Annotated in this window: 16 protein-coding genes; 9 read left to right on the top strand and 7 right to left on the bottom strand. The window is 68.4% G+C overall.

Annotated elements, in window-relative coordinates:
* The first annotated feature begins 1 nt into the window (after position 1).
* The gene (locus EGT29_RS27130; RefSeq protein ID WP_161568001.1) at positions 2-925 is read left to right on the top strand and encodes a ketopantoate reductase family protein; all 924 of its coding nucleotides are present in this window, start codon (positions 2-4) and stop codon (positions 923-925) included.
* 25 nt (positions 926-950) lie between these two features.
* The gene (locus EGT29_RS27125; protein WP_161568000.1) at positions 951-1,943 is read left to right on the top strand and encodes a tripartite tricarboxylate transporter substrate binding protein; all 993 of its coding nucleotides are present in this window, start codon (positions 951-953) and stop codon (positions 1,941-1,943) included.
* Positions 1,944-1,955: 12 nt separating this feature from the next.
* Here the strand turns inward: EGT29_RS27125 and EGT29_RS27120 are convergent, their stop codons facing one another.
* Complete coding sequence (locus EGT29_RS27120) at positions 1,956-2,516, bottom strand: MarR family winged helix-turn-helix transcriptional regulator (RefSeq protein ID WP_124691918.1); 561 nt, start codon at positions 2,514-2,516, stop codon at positions 1,956-1,958.
* A 115-nt stretch (positions 2,517-2,631) separates the two neighbouring features.
* On the opposite strand from EGT29_RS27120, the gene EGT29_RS27115 reads away from it, so the two are divergent.
* Both EGT29_RS27115 and EGT29_RS27110 read left to right on the top strand, forming a co-directional pair.
* Positions 2,632-3,570: a dioxygenase gene (locus EGT29_RS27115; protein WP_124691917.1), complete on the top strand. Its 939-nt coding sequence runs from the start codon at positions 2,632-2,634 to the stop codon at positions 3,568-3,570.
* Positions 3,571-3,616: 46 nt separating this feature from the next.
* A complete protein-coding gene (locus tag EGT29_RS27110; RefSeq protein ID WP_124691916.1) occupies positions 3,617-4,270 on the top strand; it encodes an alpha/beta hydrolase in 654 nt (217 codons plus the stop codon).
* 4 nt (positions 4,271-4,274) lie between these two features.
* Here the strand turns inward: EGT29_RS27110 and EGT29_RS27105 are convergent, their stop codons facing one another.
* Genes EGT29_RS27105 through EGT29_RS27095 form a run of 3 tightly spaced genes read right to left on the bottom strand, consistent with a single transcriptional unit; the run spans position 4,275 to position 6,909 of the window.
* Positions 4,275-5,120 (bottom strand): DMT family transporter, encoded by an 846-nt coding sequence (locus tag EGT29_RS27105; protein WP_124691915.1) that lies wholly within the window; start codon positions 5,118-5,120, stop codon positions 4,275-4,277.
* Between the two features lie 9 nt (positions 5,121-5,129).
* On the bottom strand, positions 5,130-5,900 hold the full coding sequence (locus EGT29_RS27100; protein ID WP_238160225.1) for an SDR family NAD(P)-dependent oxidoreductase: 771 nt from the start codon (positions 5,898-5,900) through the stop codon (positions 5,130-5,132).
* Between the two features lie 31 nt (positions 5,901-5,931).
* Positions 5,932-6,909: a tripartite tricarboxylate transporter substrate binding protein gene (locus EGT29_RS27095; RefSeq protein WP_124691914.1), complete on the bottom strand. Its 978-nt coding sequence runs from the start codon at positions 6,907-6,909 to the stop codon at positions 5,932-5,934.
* Positions 6,910-7,007: 98 nt separating this feature from the next.
* Here EGT29_RS27095 and EGT29_RS27090 point away from each other — a divergent pair, with 98 nt between their 5' ends.
* Positions 7,008-7,961, top strand: a complete 954-nt coding sequence (locus EGT29_RS27090) for a LysR family transcriptional regulator (protein WP_124691913.1) — start codon at positions 7,008-7,010, stop codon at positions 7,959-7,961.
* On the opposite strand, the gene EGT29_RS27085 is transcribed toward EGT29_RS27090, so the two are convergent.
* Entirely contained in the window at positions 7,958-8,896 is a 939-nt protein-coding gene (locus EGT29_RS27085; RefSeq protein WP_161567999.1) for a LysR family transcriptional regulator, read from the bottom strand. The genes EGT29_RS27090 and EGT29_RS27085 overlap by 4 nt on opposite strands.
* A gap of 84 nt (positions 8,897-8,980) precedes the next feature.
* On the opposite strand from EGT29_RS27085, the gene EGT29_RS27080 reads away from it, so the two are divergent.
* Complete coding sequence (locus EGT29_RS27080) at positions 8,981-9,958, top strand: tripartite tricarboxylate transporter substrate binding protein (protein ID WP_124691911.1); 978 nt, start codon at positions 8,981-8,983, stop codon at positions 9,956-9,958.
* Between the two features lie 13 nt (positions 9,959-9,971).
* The gene (locus EGT29_RS27075) at positions 9,972-11,030 is read left to right on the top strand and encodes an aromatic ring-hydroxylating dioxygenase subunit alpha (protein ID WP_124691910.1); all 1,059 of its coding nucleotides are present in this window, start codon (positions 9,972-9,974) and stop codon (positions 11,028-11,030) included.
* Here the strand turns inward: EGT29_RS27075 and EGT29_RS27070 are convergent.
* Positions 11,011-11,904, bottom strand: coding sequence for a LysR family transcriptional regulator (locus EGT29_RS27070; RefSeq protein ID WP_124691909.1), 894 nt, complete (start codon positions 11,902-11,904; stop codon positions 11,011-11,013). The two genes, EGT29_RS27075 and EGT29_RS27070, sit on opposite strands and share 20 nt — an antisense overlap.
* Positions 11,905-12,015: 111 nt before the next feature.
* Here EGT29_RS27070 and EGT29_RS27065 point away from each other — a divergent pair, with 111 nt between their 5' ends.
* Complete coding sequence (locus tag EGT29_RS27065) at positions 12,016-12,906, top strand: NmrA family NAD(P)-binding protein (protein ID WP_124691908.1); 891 nt, start codon at positions 12,016-12,018, stop codon at positions 12,904-12,906.
* Positions 12,907-12,968: 62 nt separating this feature from the next.
* Complete coding sequence (locus tag EGT29_RS27060; RefSeq protein WP_124691907.1) at positions 12,969-13,400, top strand: MarR family winged helix-turn-helix transcriptional regulator; 432 nt, start codon at positions 12,969-12,971, stop codon at positions 13,398-13,400.
* A 33-nt stretch (positions 13,401-13,433) separates the two neighbouring features.
* Here EGT29_RS27060 and EGT29_RS27055 read toward each other — a convergent pair whose 3' ends face one another.
* The gene (locus EGT29_RS27055) at positions 13,434-14,420 is read right to left on the bottom strand and encodes a tripartite tricarboxylate transporter substrate binding protein (RefSeq protein ID WP_124691906.1); all 987 of its coding nucleotides are present in this window, start codon (positions 14,418-14,420) and stop codon (positions 13,434-13,436) included.
* Between the last annotated feature and the right edge of the window lie 25 nt (positions 14,421-14,445).

The raw sequence follows: 14,445 nt of genomic DNA, 5'->3' as shown, positions 1-14,445 counted from the left end.
GATGAAGATAGTGGTCTTTGGCGCGGGCGGGATAGGCGGGTACTTCGGGGCCATGATGGCCCGCGCTTCCCATGACGTGACCCTGGTCTGCCGGGGAGCGCACCTGGAGGCGATCAGGAAGCACGGATTGAGGATCCGCCATGGCGAGGAGGAGTTCACGGTATCGAACCTGCTGGCCACGGATGCGCCTGGCGCGGAACTGGCGGACGTCGTGATCTGCGGCGTCAAGCTCTACGACCTGCAGGATGCCGCCCAGGCCATCCGGCCCATGGTGGGGCCAGGGACGCTGGTCGTGACGACCCAGAACGGTATCGTGGCCCACCGGATCCTGGCCGATCACCTTGCGCGCGGCAGCGTCTGTCCGGGTACCGTGCTGCTGTCGTCCCACATCGTCGCGCCGGGCGTGATCGAGCGCAAGACGCCCACGGCCACGCTGACGCTGGGCGACCCGGACGGAAACGTGTCGCCCGCGATGCTGGCGTTCCAGCGGGCGGGCCGGGAGGCCGGTTTCTCCGTCGAGCTTTCGGCGGACATCGTATCGGAGCTCTGGCAGAAATTCATCATGCTGGCGGCCACCGCCGCGCTGTGCTGCCTATCGCGCCAGCCCGTCGGACCGATTACCGGCGACGCGCGGCTGCGGGAACAGCTCGAACGCGCCATGCGCGAAGCCGCGTCGGTGGCGCGCGTGTTGGCGATCCCTCTGCCGCCGGACCTGATCGAGAAGGCCATGCGTTTCACCGACCGGGCCAATCCCGATGCCAAGGTCTCCATGCTGGAAGACCTGGAGGCCGGCAGGCGGCTGGAAGTCGAATGGATCATCGGGGAACTGTGCAGCCAGGGGCGCCGGGCCGGCGTGCCCACGCCCATCGCCGACCTGGCGCTGGCCTGCCTGGGCCCCTACAGGAATGGAAACCGTCGTGGATAAACCGGACATTACCGGAGGAGACAACATGAAAAGCAGCAAGACCGCAGGACTGGGGTGGATGACGAAGGCCTCGATCGCACTGGGCTGTGTCCTGGCCCTGCCCGCCCACGCGCAGGCGCCGTTCCCGTCCAAGCCCATCACGTTGATCGTGTCGTATCCGACCGGCGGCGTGGCCGACCTGGCGGCCCGGACCGTGGCCCAGCAACTGACCACGGCGCTCGGCCAGACGGTGGTCGTCGAGAATCGCCCGGGGGGCAACCAGATCATCGCGACCAGCGCCGCGCTGCGCGCGCCGGCCGACGGGTACACCCTGCTGGTGGCCGACGACGGGATCGTGACGCTCAATCCCCATCTGTTCAAGAAGCTGCCCTATAAGGCCGCCGACCTGCGGCCGGTGGTGGACCTGGCCGAGTCCCGCATCGTTCTGTCCGCTTCAAAGGGGCTGCCGGCGGATACCTTGCGGGGCATGGTGGACTACGCCAGGGCCCATCCCGGAAAGCTGAACTACGGCACGCTGGGCATCGGCAACACGCACCACCTGCTGCTGGAGTCGATCAAGCAGCAGGCCCGGGTCGACATCGTGAACGTGCCCTATCAGGGCTATGCGGCCGCCATCAACGACCTGGTGGCCAATCAGGTCCAGCTCGTGTCCGGTGGTGTGGGGTCGCCGGCGCTCGGCCATATCAAGACCGGCGCGATCAAGGCCCTGGCCGTCACCGGCGCGACCCGCATCCCGCTGCTGCCGGACACGCCCACGTTCGCCGAGGCGGGATTCGCCGAGCTCCAGCCGCGGGTCAGCTTCATCGTGTTCGCGCCGTCGTCGGTGCCCGACTGGATCGTCGATACTTTGAACGAAGCCTTCGCCAAGGCGTTGGCCCATCCCCAGGCCGCGTCCGTTTTCACCCAGAACGGCCTGGATCCCCAGGGCAGGAAGGCGGACGCGGTGAAGGCCGACTTGTCGGCGACCTCGCGCAAGAACGAGGCCTTGGTGCGTACCGTGGGCCTGACCCTGGACTAACGCGGCATGGCGTCAGGCGGAGTTGCGCTTGCCCTTGGGGAGCCGGCTGACTTCCCCCAGCGGCGCCCGGCTGAACTCGTTGTTCACCTCGACGAACTTGCGCAGCAGGCGCATCAGGGTTTCCTGCTCCCAGGGGCTCAGCCTGGAAAGCAATTGCTTGCGCATGTCGGTCAGGCCCTGGGTCATGCCTTCCATGGTCCGGACCCCCTGGCCCGTCAGGTACAGCTTGCGCTGGCGGCGCAGGACGACTTCCAGGCGCCGCTCGACCAGGCCCTTTTCCTCCAGCCGGGTGGCGGTGGCCGCGGTGGTGGAGGTGTCCAGGCCGACCAGGCTGGCCAGTGTGACCTGGTCGACGCCGGGGTGGTGCTGGATGGCGTTCAGGAGGGCGAACTGTATGGGCGTGATGTGTTCCCCGAGATTCGCGTAGAAGACCGAGGTGGAGATCTGTTGCGCGCGGCGGAAGAGGTGGCCGGGATGCTCGTTCAGGTCGTCGATGAGGGAGGGCGAGTCATCGGCCGGTCGATCGGCGCCGGTTTTCTCGGCGGCGGGGCCGGATTTCGGGGTACGAGTCATCGTTCGCGAAGCGCTTTGAAAAAGCCATGGGGACGGCGGGCACGCATCGCGGCCCTTCGGCCTCGCATTGAAAAGCAATGTCCACCGGTAGTCAATGCAGCAGCAGGAGAAAGTGATGATCATAGGAAACCAGGCCGATGTGACGGCCGCCGTGCTCGAAGAGCTGGACCGGGCGCCCGATGCGCGCTTCAGGGAGATCATGGGCGCCGCGGTGCGCCATCTGCATGAATTCGCGCGCGAAGTGAGGCTGACCGAGGCCGAGTTCCAGCAGGCATGCGCGCTTATCGCGCAACTGGGGCAGCGCACCACGGCGTCCCACAACGAGGTGGTGCTGGCCGCGGGTTCGCTGGGGCTGTCCTCGCTGGTGTGCCTGCTGAACAATGGGCAGGGAGGCGAGACGACCGCCAACCTGCTCGGTCCGTTCTGGCGGGAAAACTCGCCGCCGATGGCCAACGGCGACAGCATCGTCCGCGACGAGACCAGCGGTGTGCCGCTGCTCGTCCGCGTGCGCGTCGTCGATCCCGCGGGACGTCCGGTGGCGGATGCCGAGGTCGATGTCTGGCACTGCTCGCCCGAAGGGTTTTACGAGAACCAGGATCCCGCGCAGGCGGAAATGAACCTGAGGGGGAAGTTCCACACGGACGCGGCCGGGATGGTGGAGTTCGTCTCGGTCAAGCCGGTGGGTTACCCGATTCCGGTGGATGGTCCGGTGGGCGCGCTGTTGCGCAAGCAGGGCCGGCACAACATGCGTCCCGCCCATATCCACTTCCTGGTCCACAAGCCGGGCTACAAGACGCAGTTCGCCCAGGTCTATTCGAACGACGACCCGAACCTGGACAGCGACGTGCAGTTCGGCGTGACGCGCGCGCTGGTGGGGAACTATGTGCGCCATGCCGGGCGCGATCCCCGCTTCGGCGCGAACGCGCACGTGGCCTGGTACAGCCTGGAGCATACGCTGGCCATCGAGCTGGGAGCGCCCCGGCTGCCGGTTCCGCCCATAAGGGAGAAGGCCACCGGCGGACGTCCCACGTTGACGGTGCTCGAACGATCCTGACGGTTTGGCGGGAAGGAGCCGCTGTCCAGGGCGTATGATTTCCGTCATGAAACCACTCGATCTGAACCAGAGCGGCGACGTGCTGCTGGACGGTCCGGCCGGAGACCTGGAGGTCGTGTTCGACCTGCCCGGCGGGCCCGTGGCCGGACTGGCGGTCGTCACGCATCCTCATCCGTTGCAGGGCGGCAGCGCGCGCCACAAGATTCCCCAGTTCCTGGCGCGGGCGCTGTGCGACGCGGGCTGGCTGGTGGCCCGGCCGAACTTTCGCGGCGTGGGGCGCAGCACCGGTCCGCATGGCGAAGGCGAGGGCGAGACCGACGACGTGCTCGCGCTGTGCCAGGTGCTGCGCGATGCCCATCCCGGCACGCGGCTGGCGCTGGTCGGCTTTTCCTTCGGCGCGTTCGTGCAGGCCAGGGTGGCGCGGACCTTGGCCGATCGCGGCGATCCGGCCTGGCGCGCGTGCCTGGCCGGGATGCCGGCCGGCGACATTCCGGGGCGGCGCCGCTACGACCCGCCCGAGGACATTCCGGACGCCATGGTGATCCATGGCGAGCAGGACGAGCGTGTGCCCCTGCCCCTGGTTTTCGACTGGGCGCGGCCGCGGACGCAGCCGGTGGTCGTGGTCCCGGGCGCGGACCATTTCTTCTCGGGCCGGCTGCCGGTGCTGCGTGCGCTGGTCATGGCGCACCTGGCCGGCTGAGCGGTCAGGACCGCCGCTGCGTGATGGCTACCCCGGCGATGCAAAGGAACATGCCGCCCACCAGCGTGACGGTCAGGGGTTCGTCCAGGAACAGCGTGGCGGTAATGACGGCGAATGCCGTCTGCAGCAATCCATACGGCGCGACCCGCGCCATCGAGTAGCGGCCGATCAGCCAGAACCAGAGTCCGAAGCCGGCGATGCCTCCCAGGAACACGGTGTAGGCCAGGGCCAGCCAGGCCGAGCCGGGGGCGGACCGCAGCGCGTCGATCTGGCCGGTTTCCATTGCCAGCGACATGACGAAGATCTGCGGCAGCGCCAGCGTGGACATCCAGGCAACCAGCATGAACGGATCGAAGGGGCCGTAGCGCTTGGTCAGCACGCCGCCCATGGCCAGGCCGAAGGCCGCGCCGACGAACATGAGCGTGGGCAGCAGCGCGACCTGCGCGCCGGGATCGACGGTGGCCAGGGCCACGCCTCCGAACGCGATGACCACCCCCAGCAGGACGCGCACCGGCGGCCGCTCGCCCAGCAGCGGCCAGGCCAGCAGCACCGTGAACGGCGTCGCCAGCTGGATGGCCACGCCCGCCAGGCTGGCCTGGCCCTGCCCCAGGCCCATGAAGATCAGCGAGAAGTTCAGGCCGCCCATGAAGATGGAGATCAGCACGACGGGCCACACCTGGTCGCGCCGTGGCCTGGGCACGAAGGGCAGCAGGATGGCGGAGAGGATGGCGAAGCGCAGCGACACGAAGAACAGCGGCGGGAAGGCCGCGAGGCCGACCTTGATGACGACGAGCTGCGCACCCCAGATCAGCGGAGCCAGGATGGCGCAGGCAATGGCAATGGGAGGCATGGACGGAATCTACTGTGCGAGGTAGCCGCCGTCCACCGGAAGGATGTGTCCCGTGATCATCGAGGCGGCGGGGCTGGCCAGGAACAGCATGGCCTCGGCCACGTCCTCGGGTTCGGCCAGCCTGCCGAGGGGTGTCAGGGCATCGATGCGGGTACGGACATCGGCGGACAGTTCGCCGATGAACGAGGTGCGGGTCCAGGTCGGCGCCACGGCGTTGACCCGGATCCGGCGCGGCGCCCACTCGATCGCCAGCGACCGCGTCATGTTGACTACCGCGCCCTTGGCCGTATGGTAGGCCGCGTTGGGATACAGGCTCCCGCCGGACAGCCCCATGATGGACGCGGTATTGACGATGCAGCCGCCCGTCGCGTCCATGTTGCGCACCGCTTCCCGCGCGCACAGGAACGCGCCGGTCACGTTGATGTCCAGGACCTGTTTCCACATCTCCAGTTCCAGCTCCAGGGCGCCCTTGCGGATCGAGATGCCGGCGTTGTTGATCAGGATGCCGATGGGGCCGTGCTGCGCGCGGATGGAGGCGAACACGGGACCGATGCCGCCCGCATCCTGGACATCCAGTTCCCGGGCATCGCCGTTGCCCAGCGCCCGCGCGGCGGCCTGGGCGGCGGGGCCGTCGCGGTCGACGATCACCACCCGGGCTCCAGCTTCGCGCAGCAGTCCGGCGCATGCGAGGCCGATGCCGTGGGCGCCGCCGGTCACGACGGCAAGCTGGCCTTCCACCCGGTACCGATCCATCGTTCCCGGCCTTGACTTCGATTGCATGAAGAACGTCCCTTTCTCGTTGCGTTTGTGGTCAGTCGTCCAGCCGCAGGCCCGCCTGCTTGATGACGGCGCCCCAGGCGTCCGTGTCGCGCTGGATCCGGGCGGCGAACTGCCCGGGATCGAGGTCCGGATTCTCGTAGCCGAGCAGCCGGTAGCGTTCGACGATCTGCGGTGACTTCAGGACGGCGGCGACGTCGTCGCTGATGCGCTGCTTGATCGCCTCGGGCGTGCCGGGCGGCGCGAACAGGCCGACCCAGGCCTGCACGTCGTACCCCTTGGTGTCCGGGCTCTCGTCCACGGACGGCACCTGCGGATGGGTGGGCGAGCGCGCGGGCGCGGCGATGGCGAGATAGCGCAGCTTGCCCGCCTTCTCCAGCGGCCCGGCGCTGGCGTCGCTGCCCAGCGTCCATCCGACTTCTCCGGCGGCGACGGCGGCCATCAACTGGCCCATGTCCTTGAACGGCACGTGCAGCATTTCGATGCCTTTGAGCGATTGCAGCCGCAGTCCGCCCAGGTGTCCCGGGCTGCCCACGAACCACGATCCATAGGTCACCCGGCCGGGTTGCTCCCTGGCGGCCCGGACGATGTCCCCCAACGTCTTGTAGGGGCTGTTCGCGCCGACCACGACGAAGAACGCCGTGTTCAGGATCGGCCGTATCGGTTCGAAGTCCTTCCGCGGGTCGTAGGGCAGCTTGCGGAAGGTGTGCGGATGCGTCGCGATGTGGCTGCTGTCCGGCGCGATCAATTCGTAGCCGTCGGGCCTGGCCTGCTTGAACAGGCCGGTGGCGACGAAGCCGTTGCCGCCGGGGCGGTTGTCGACGATCACGGGCTGTCCCCATTTCCTGCCGAGCTGTTCGGCGATGGCCCGCAGCGCGACGTCGGGGCCGCTGCCCACGGAAGAGGGCGTGAGGATGCGGACGGGCTTCGTGGGAAAGGACTGCGCGTTCGCCGCCGTGGCGGCCATGGAAAAGATGCCGGCCAGGACGGCCAGCCGTATGTACAGGTTCATGGTATTGCCTCCCTTGGCGCTGCTACTCTAGGGGACGGGTACTCATTTGAGAAATTAAAAGATAAGATTTGTGATATCGAATCCACTGATGACTGAACATGCGCCCGACGGCCCGGCCCCTGACCCGGCAGATCGACCTCAACCTGCTTGAGCTATTCGACACCATCTACCAGACGCGCAACCTGACCGCCTGCGGGCAGCGGCTGGGCCTGTCGCAGCCGGCGGTCAGCTACGGTCTGGCCAAGCTGCGCGAGACCTACGGCGATCCGCTGTTCGTGCGCATGCAGCGGGGCGTCGTGCCGACGCCCTTTGCCGAACAACTGTCGATACCCGTCGCGTCCGCGCTGCAGACCGTGCGGACCACCATCGAAAGGACGGAGTTCAATCCCAGGGATGCCCATCGTTCATTCCGCATCGCCATGAGCGATGCCGGCGAGCGCTACTTCCTGCCCAAGCTGCTGGCCTACCTGGGCGACCATGCCCCCGGCATCACGGTGGAAAGCCTTTCGGCGGACCTGCGGGAACTGGGCGAGGGCCTGGCCTCGGGCGACATCGACATGGCCATGGGCTTCATTCCCGGCCTGGGCAAGCAGATACACCAGCAAACGCTGTTTCCCGAGCACTTCGTCTATGTGCGGCGCAAGAGCCGCGCCACCCAGGGCATGCCGTTGACGCTCAGCCAGTTGCGCAACTCGCGGCATATCCTTGCCGCTCCGCCCGCGACGCATCACCTGGCGGCGGTGGAGGGCGTGCTGCTCAGCCGGGCGGTGCGCGCCGAGATCGCGCTGCGCGTGCGCAGTTTCCTGTCGGTGCTTCCCATCGTGGCCGACACCAATCTCATCGCGCCCGTGCCCAGCAACTTCGGCCGGCTGGCCGTGCGCGAATCCAGGCTCGAGATCTGCGAGTCCCCGGTGAAATTCCCGGTGTTCGACCTGAACATGTACTGGCATCACCGCTATCACGCGGACCCCGCGCTGACCTGGCTGCGCGAGAGCCTGGTCGAACTGTTCGGCAGCAAGGAAGGCAAGCGTGGCCGGAAAAATAGCGCCTAGCGCCGCGCCGTCCTGCCGAACAGCGACACGATGCCATTCCTTAGCCACCGGTGGCCCGGATCGTTGTTCCAGCGCTTGTGCCAAAACTGCCGGATCGCCAGGGGCTCCAGCTTGAAGGGCAGCGGCAGGGCCGCCAGCCGGTTGGGCCCGGCAAGTTCCGCCGCCACCGAGGTCGACACCACCGCCAGGAAGGGGCTGTCGCGCAGGATCATGGGCACCGACAGATAGTGCTGGACCTCGGCCACGATCTTGCGCCGGCTGGCCCGCTCGCCCAGTGCCTTGACCACGAACCGGTCGCCCATCGCCGGCGCGCGGATGACCACGTGCGGCAGCGACAGGAAGGCTTCCATCGTCAGGCGCTTGCGCGCGGCGGGGTTGCCGGCGCAGGCCAGGCAGACCAGGGTCTCGTCCTTGAGCCGCTGCTGCACGAAGTCCCGTTCGCCCAGCGGCAGCATGCCCAGGGCCAGGTCGGCGCCGCCGGTCTCGAGTTCGGCGCCGTACTGGTCGCGCGGAACCTGCCGGCAGCTCAGGCGCACGCCGGGCGCATGTTCGTGCACCCAGGCCGTCAGCCGCGGCAGGAACATCAGTTCGCCCACGTCCGTCATCAATAACCGGAACTCCCGCACGGTCGTCCGTGCATCGAAGCCGCGCGATTCCTCCAGCGCATCGCGGATCAATCCCAGCGCGTTGCCCACGGGCGTGGCCAGCGCGGTGGCCAGGCTGGTCGGCTCCATGCCCTGGCGCGTGCGCACGAACAACTGGTCGTTCAGCTGCTGGCGCAGGCGGTTGACGGCCGCGCTGGTGGCGGACTGCGTCAGGCCCAGCCGCGATCCGGCCAGGGTGATGCTGCGTTCCTGCATCACGGCCATGAAGACCCGCAGGAGGTTCAGGTCCAGCCGGCCCGCCAGGACATCTACATCATCAATAGTGGACATGACGAAAATTTGTTTGAGCAATTCTGTCCGTATCAATAGCATGTTTTCTCACCCGATAGAAGCCGACAAGAAGGGGCAGGAGACATGTGGAGACGAAGCATGGTGTATGCGGTGTGCGCGGCCGCCTGTTCGAGCGCGCTGGCCGGGCCGGCGCGCGCCGATGAATTTCCGTCGCGGCCGGTGTCCATCTATGTGGCCAACGCGCCGGGCAGCCAGGCGGACCTGCTGGGCCGGATCCTGGCGCAGGGCATGGCCGCGCGCCTGGGGCAAAGCGTCATCGTCGAGAACCGCGTGGGCGCCAGCGGCTTCATCGCGGCGCGGGCCACGGCGCAGGCGGCGGCCGATGGCTATACGGTCATGCTGGGCAGCTCGGGCGTGATGGCCATCAACCCGCACGTGTACGCCAGCGTTCCCTACGACGCCCGGAAGGATTTCGCGGCCGTGGCCTACGTGGCGTCATCGCCCAGCGTCTTCCTGGTGTCCGCCGAGACCCCGGCCGGCAACCTGCGCGACTTCGCCGCGGCGGCGGCGAAGGCCGGGCGGCCGATCAATTTCGGATCGCTGGGCACGGGGGCGACGACCAACATCGTGTCGCAGCTCTTCGGGCACGCGGCCTCGCTGCCGGTGACCGAGATCGCCTACAAGAGCGAGCCCGCCATCATCAACGATCTGGTCGCCGGCCGGCTCGATTTCTCGATCCTGCCCATCGCGTCGACCGTTACCTACATCCGTTCGGGCAAGCTCAAGGCGCTGGCGGTCACCGCCAGGAAGCGGACCGATTTCCTGGCCGAACTGCCCACCACCATCGAGGCGGGCTATGCGCCGGTGCAGATGACGCAATGGTTCGGCCTGTTCGCGCCGGCCGCCACGCCCCAGCGGGCCGTGGACAAGCTGGCCGCCGCGGCCCAGGCCACGCTGGCCGATCCCGACACCCGGCGGCGCATCGCCCAACTGGGGGTCGAGCCCGGCGGGCTGGACCGGCCGACCTTCCTGCGCTTCTTCGCCTCGCAGTACGAGGAATACGGAACGATCGTCAAACAACTCGGCATCAAGGTCGATTGATACGGAGCAGTGCATGTTCTTGCGCAATACCTGGTACATGGCGGGCTGGTCGGGCGAGATCGAGGGCCGCATGCTGGCCCGGCGCATCGCCGATACGCCGCTGGTGTTCTACCGGCGGGAAGACGGCCGCCCGGCCGCCCTGCATGATCGATGTCCCCATCGCTTCGCGCCGCTGAGCCGGGGCAGGGTGGATGGCGGCGTCGTCGAATGCGGCTATCACGGGCTGCGCTTCGATGGCAGCGGAAAATGCGTGGGCAATCCGCATGGCGACGGCAGGATTCCGCTGGCGGCCGAGGTGCGCGCCTTTCCCGCCGTCGAGCGATACACGCTGCTATGGGTATGGCTGGGCGAGCCGGCGCTGGCCGACCCGTCCGCCATCCCGGACTTCTCCTTCCTGGACGATCCGGCGCGGCGCCGCGTGGACGGCTACCTGCACGTGCGGGCCAACTACCTGCTGGAGACCGACAACCTGCTGGACCTCAGCCACACCCAGTTCGTGCATGCCAACTTCCATTCCAGCGAAGCCATCCTGAAGGGCCGGCACGAGGTCAGGCAGGATGGGCGCACCGTGCACAGCAACCTGTGGTGCCCGGACGGCGAGGCCTCGCCCATGTTCGCCAAGCGCCTGCCCGGCTACGATGGGCGGTCGCCGGTGGACCAGTGGCTGGACATGCGCTGGGACCCGCCCTGCCTGCTGCGCCTGGACACCGGCGTCACACCCGCCGGGAGGCCCCGGGAAGAAGGGGGGCAGAGCTTCACCGCCCACATCGTGACGCCGGAGACGGAAACGTCCACGCACTACTTCTTCGCCCACAGCCGCAACTTCCGCGTCGCCGACGAAGAGATGGACCAGGCCATCGCGCAGTGGCAGCAGGTGGGCTTCGGCGAGCAGGACAAGCCCATGCTGGAGGCGGTCCAGCAGGCCATGGGCACGGCCGACTTGATGAGCCTGAAGCCTGTCCTGCTGCCCATCGACACGGCGGCGGTGCGGGCCAGGCGGGTGGTCAGGCAGTTGCTGGAGGAAGAGGCGGACGGCGGCGCGCCCGCCGCCGTCAGGGCAGGTGGCGCTTGAGGTCCGCTCCAAGGAACTCGATGAAGCGGCGGGTCTTGGCCGGCGCGCGCAGGCCGCCGGACCATACGGCATGGATGGGCACGGGCGGGACTTCGTAGCTTTCCAGCAGGGGCCGCACGCTTCCCGCCGCGATGAGGTCGCGCAGCTGCCAGATCGGCGCGAAGCCCAGCCCCAGGCCCTCGGCCACGGCGCTGGTGACGGCGGCCGTGTGGTTGGCGCGGAAGCGTCCGCCGACGCGCACCATGCGCACCTTGCCGTCGATGAGAAAGGGCCACCGGCCATCGGCATCCGAGGTGGTGCGCAGCACGCAGGCATGCTGGCGCAGCTCGTCCGGATGCCCGGGGGTGCCGGCCCGGTCCAGGTAGGACGGCGCGCCGTACACGACGCGGCGCAGCGCCCCCAGGCGCCGGACCCGCAGCCCGGAATCGCCCAGTTCGCCTATGCGCAGCGCCAGGTCGAGATTGGCGTCGATCAGATCGACGAAGCTGTCGGACAGCGCCAGCTCGACTTCGACCTTCGGATAGCGCTGCATGAAAGCCGCCACCACGGGCACCAGGTAGGCGGGTGCGAACTGCACGGAAGCGCCGATGCGCAACAGGCCGGCGGGCTCCACGCGGCGGTCGGCGGCGTCCAGCTTGGCGGCGCGCAGCGCCTCGAAGGCCGGCTTGGCCTTTTCATAGAACGCCGTCCCGGCTTCGGTGGGCGTGCAGCGGCGGGTAGTGCGGTGGATCAGTTCCACGCCCAGTTCGCGTTCCAGCGCCAGCAGTGACCGGCTGGTCGATTGCAGCGACCGGTTCAGCCGCGCCGCGGCGGCCGTCAGGCTGCCGTGTTCGTACACGCCCAGGAAGGCGGCAATGCCATCGGCGTTTTCCATGTGGATTATCCCGATAAACGTGATAGTGGCTGTGAAAACCAGTGTCTTATCATGAAATATGCACGAATGTAGCATCGACGCTTCGATATCCGTTTCGACGAGGACTGAGCGATGCAAGACGATTTCAAGGTGTTGAGCGTGGGCGGAGCGGGGCGCTTCGCGGGCATGGTCGTGCCGGAACTGGCGCGCCGGGGCGTGTCGGTGCGCGCCATGGTGCGCGGCGAGGCCGAGGCGCGCCTGGCGCGGGCCAACGGGGCGGCCGAGACGGTGGAGGCCGACCTGCGCGACCCGACCAGCCTGGACCGGGCCCTTCGCGGCGTGCGGGGCGTGTTCCACATCGGCCCGGTGTTCGCCGCCGACGAGGCGCAAATGGGCCTGAACATGGTCGCGGCCGCCCGGCGGGCGGGCGTGCGCAAGTTCGTGTTTTCCTCGGTCATTCAGCCCACCAACGCGGACCTGGATAACCATGCGAGCAAGATTCCGGTGGAAACCGCGCTGTTCGCCTCCGGCATGGAATACACCATCCTGCAGCCGGCCAACCTGTTCCAGAATCTGGCCGCCGCCTGGCCGGCCATCGCGGCGCATGGGCAGTACGTCGAGTCGACGCCGGTGGATCGTCCGCTGGCACGCGTCGACTACCGGGACGTGGCCGAGGTGGCCGCGATCGCGCTGACCGGGGACCGGCTGGCCCATGGCACCTTCGAGCTGTGCGCGGAAGGTATGTGGACGCGGGCGCAGATAGGCGAGATGGCGGCAAGGGCGCTGGGGCGGCCGGTGCAGGTCGCGCAGCTGGGATTCGACGAATGGGCCGAACGCGTGGCGTTGCCGCTCGATGCGCGGGAACGCGGCCAGCTGGCCGCCGTGCACGCGTACATCGGGGAACACGGGATGAGCGGCAACAGCCTCGTGCTGCGCGCCATCCTGGGCCGGCTGGCGCGTTCCATGCAGGCCTACGTCGAGGAGCTGGCCGCCGCCGGGCGCAAGGACCGCCGGGACGCGTGACGGCGGAAAAGGCGGCGCGGACTTGTGCTAACTTTCCCGCTCCGCCGCCCCTTTCTCCGCTCATGAACATACGCACGCAAAGCCTGGGTTTCGTCGTCGGCACGCTGAACCGGCGCGTGGTCTGGCGCCTGGCGCAACTGACCGGCCCGCACGGCGTGATGCCCGGGCAGTTTCCGGTGCTGCGCTGCCTGCGGGACGTGCGGGTCTCGACCCAGATGGAGCTGGCGCGCATGGTCGGCGTCGAGCAGCCGTCCATGGCCGCGACGCTGACCCGCATGGAGAAGAACGGCCTGATCGCGCGCGTGTCGGATGAACAGGACGCGCGCCGACGGTTGGTGTCCCTGACCGAGCGCGGAAGGGAAATGCTGGCCTTGATGACCGATTCGGCGATGGAGGTCTACAAGGACGCGTGCGAGGGCCTGACGCCCGACGAGGTGGCCGAGTTCCTGCGCATAGGCGCGAAGATGATCGAGAACCTGGAAGAGGACAAGTAGGGCGGCGGCCGCCGCCCCCGGCCATGGCTGCCGCTATTGCAGCTTGATCCCCGCCTCGTTCACCACCCGTTTCCACTTCGCCGATTCTTCCTGCAGGAAGCGCTGCAGTTCGGCCGGCGTGCTGCCGGCCACTTCCAGGCCCTGCGTCTGGGCGCGGGCGCGCAGCTCGGGCAGCGCCAGCGCGGTCTTCATTTCCGCGCTGAGTTTTTCGACGATGGCCTGGGGCGTGCCCTTGGGCGCGAAGATGCCCACCCAGGTATCGGCCGCGAATCCCGGCACGCCCGCTTCGGCCACGGTGGGCACGTCGGGCAGCGCGGGCGTGCGCCTGGTGCCGGTGGTGGCCAGCGCCTTCAGCTTGCCCGAGGCGATCAGCGGGATGGAGGCGGTCAGGTCCATGAAGCCCAGCGGCACGCGTCCGCCGATGATGTCCTGCAAGGCCTCCGGCGTGCCCTTGTACGGCACGTTGCGCATGTCCAGGCCGGCTGCCTGGCGGAACAGTTCGGCCGCCAGGTGGTGGCTGGTGCCCACGCCATTGGTGGCGTAGGTCAGCATGCCGGGCTTGGCCTTGGCCTGTTCGATCAGCTGCTTGATGCTGGCTATGCCGGCCTGCGGGTCGGCCACGACGACGACCGGCGCGCGCGCCACCATCGAGACCGCCACGAAGTCCTTGGCGGGATCGTAGTCCAGCGTGTAGAGGTTGGGATTGATGGCCATGGCGCCGGTCACGCCCACCAGCAGGTTGTAGCCGTCCGCCGGCGCCTTGGCGATGTAGCGGGTGGCGACGTTGCCCGCCGCCCCGGGCCGGTTCTCGATCAGGAAGGGCTGGTGCAGCTGGGCCTGGAGCCGTTCGGCCATGCTGCGCGTGATGGTGTCGGCCGAGCCGCCGGGCGGGAAGGGCAGCGCCAGCTTGACCGGCCGCTCGGGGTAGCCGGCCGCGGTGTCGGCCACGGCGGCGGGGGCCAGCAGGACGCCCGTCAGCGCCAGCCAGGGCGCGAGGGTGCGCGATAGCGTGTAAGCCATGTATCTGTCTCCTCCTTGTTGACCG

The organism is Pigmentiphaga sp. H8 (assembly GCF_003854895.1).
In the GTDB taxonomy this organism is placed as follows: Bacteria; Pseudomonadota; Gammaproteobacteria; order Burkholderiales; family Burkholderiaceae_B; genus Pigmentiphaga.
The sequence above is the reverse complement of the archived record's forward strand: the minus strand, read 5'-3'. Positions and strand labels throughout refer to the sequence as shown.

Excerpts from the sequence above, each read along its gene's own strand:
- EGT29_RS27075 (WP_124691910.1), top strand. The coding sequence starts at position 9,972 with ATGTTCTTGCGCAATACCTGGTACATGGCGGGCTGGTCGGGCGAGATC.
- EGT29_RS27100 (WP_238160225.1), bottom strand. The coding sequence starts at position 5,900 with ATGCAATCGAAGTCAAGGCCGGGAACGATGGATCGGTACCGGGTGGAA.
- EGT29_RS27120 (WP_124691918.1), bottom strand. The coding sequence starts at position 2,516 with ATGACTCGTACCCCGAAATCCGGCCCCGCCGCCGAGAAAACCGGCGCC.
- EGT29_RS27130 (WP_161568001.1), top strand. The coding sequence starts at position 2 with ATGAAGATAGTGGTCTTTGGCGCGGGCGGGATAGGCGGGTACTTCGGG.
- EGT29_RS27085 (WP_161567999.1), bottom strand. The coding sequence starts at position 8,896 with ATGTCCACTATTGATGATGTAGATGTCCTGGCGGGCCGGCTGGACCTG.
- EGT29_RS27055 (WP_124691906.1), bottom strand. The coding sequence starts at position 14,420 with ATGGCTTACACGCTATCGCGCACCCTCGCGCCCTGGCTGGCGCTGACG.
- EGT29_RS27070 (WP_124691909.1), bottom strand. The coding sequence starts at position 11,904 with ATGGAAAACGCCGATGGCATTGCCGCCTTCCTGGGCGTGTACGAACAC.
- EGT29_RS27060 (WP_124691907.1), top strand. The coding sequence starts at position 12,969 with ATGAACATACGCACGCAAAGCCTGGGTTTCGTCGTCGGCACGCTGAAC.
- EGT29_RS27125 (WP_161568000.1), top strand. The coding sequence starts at position 951 with ATGAAAAGCAGCAAGACCGCAGGACTGGGGTGGATGACGAAGGCCTCG.
- EGT29_RS27090 (WP_124691913.1), top strand. The coding sequence starts at position 7,008 with ATGCGCCCGACGGCCCGGCCCCTGACCCGGCAGATCGACCTCAACCTG.
- EGT29_RS27095 (WP_124691914.1), bottom strand. The coding sequence starts at position 6,909 with ATGAACCTGTACATACGGCTGGCCGTCCTGGCCGGCATCTTTTCCATG.
- EGT29_RS27110 (WP_124691916.1), top strand. The coding sequence starts at position 3,617 with ATGAAACCACTCGATCTGAACCAGAGCGGCGACGTGCTGCTGGACGGT.
- EGT29_RS27080 (WP_124691911.1), top strand. The coding sequence starts at position 8,981 with ATGTGGAGACGAAGCATGGTGTATGCGGTGTGCGCGGCCGCCTGTTCG.
- EGT29_RS27115 (WP_124691917.1), top strand. The coding sequence starts at position 2,632 with ATGATCATAGGAAACCAGGCCGATGTGACGGCCGCCGTGCTCGAAGAG.
- EGT29_RS27105 (WP_124691915.1), bottom strand. The coding sequence starts at position 5,120 with ATGCCTCCCATTGCCATTGCCTGCGCCATCCTGGCTCCGCTGATCTGG.
- EGT29_RS27065 (WP_124691908.1), top strand. The coding sequence starts at position 12,016 with ATGCAAGACGATTTCAAGGTGTTGAGCGTGGGCGGAGCGGGGCGCTTC.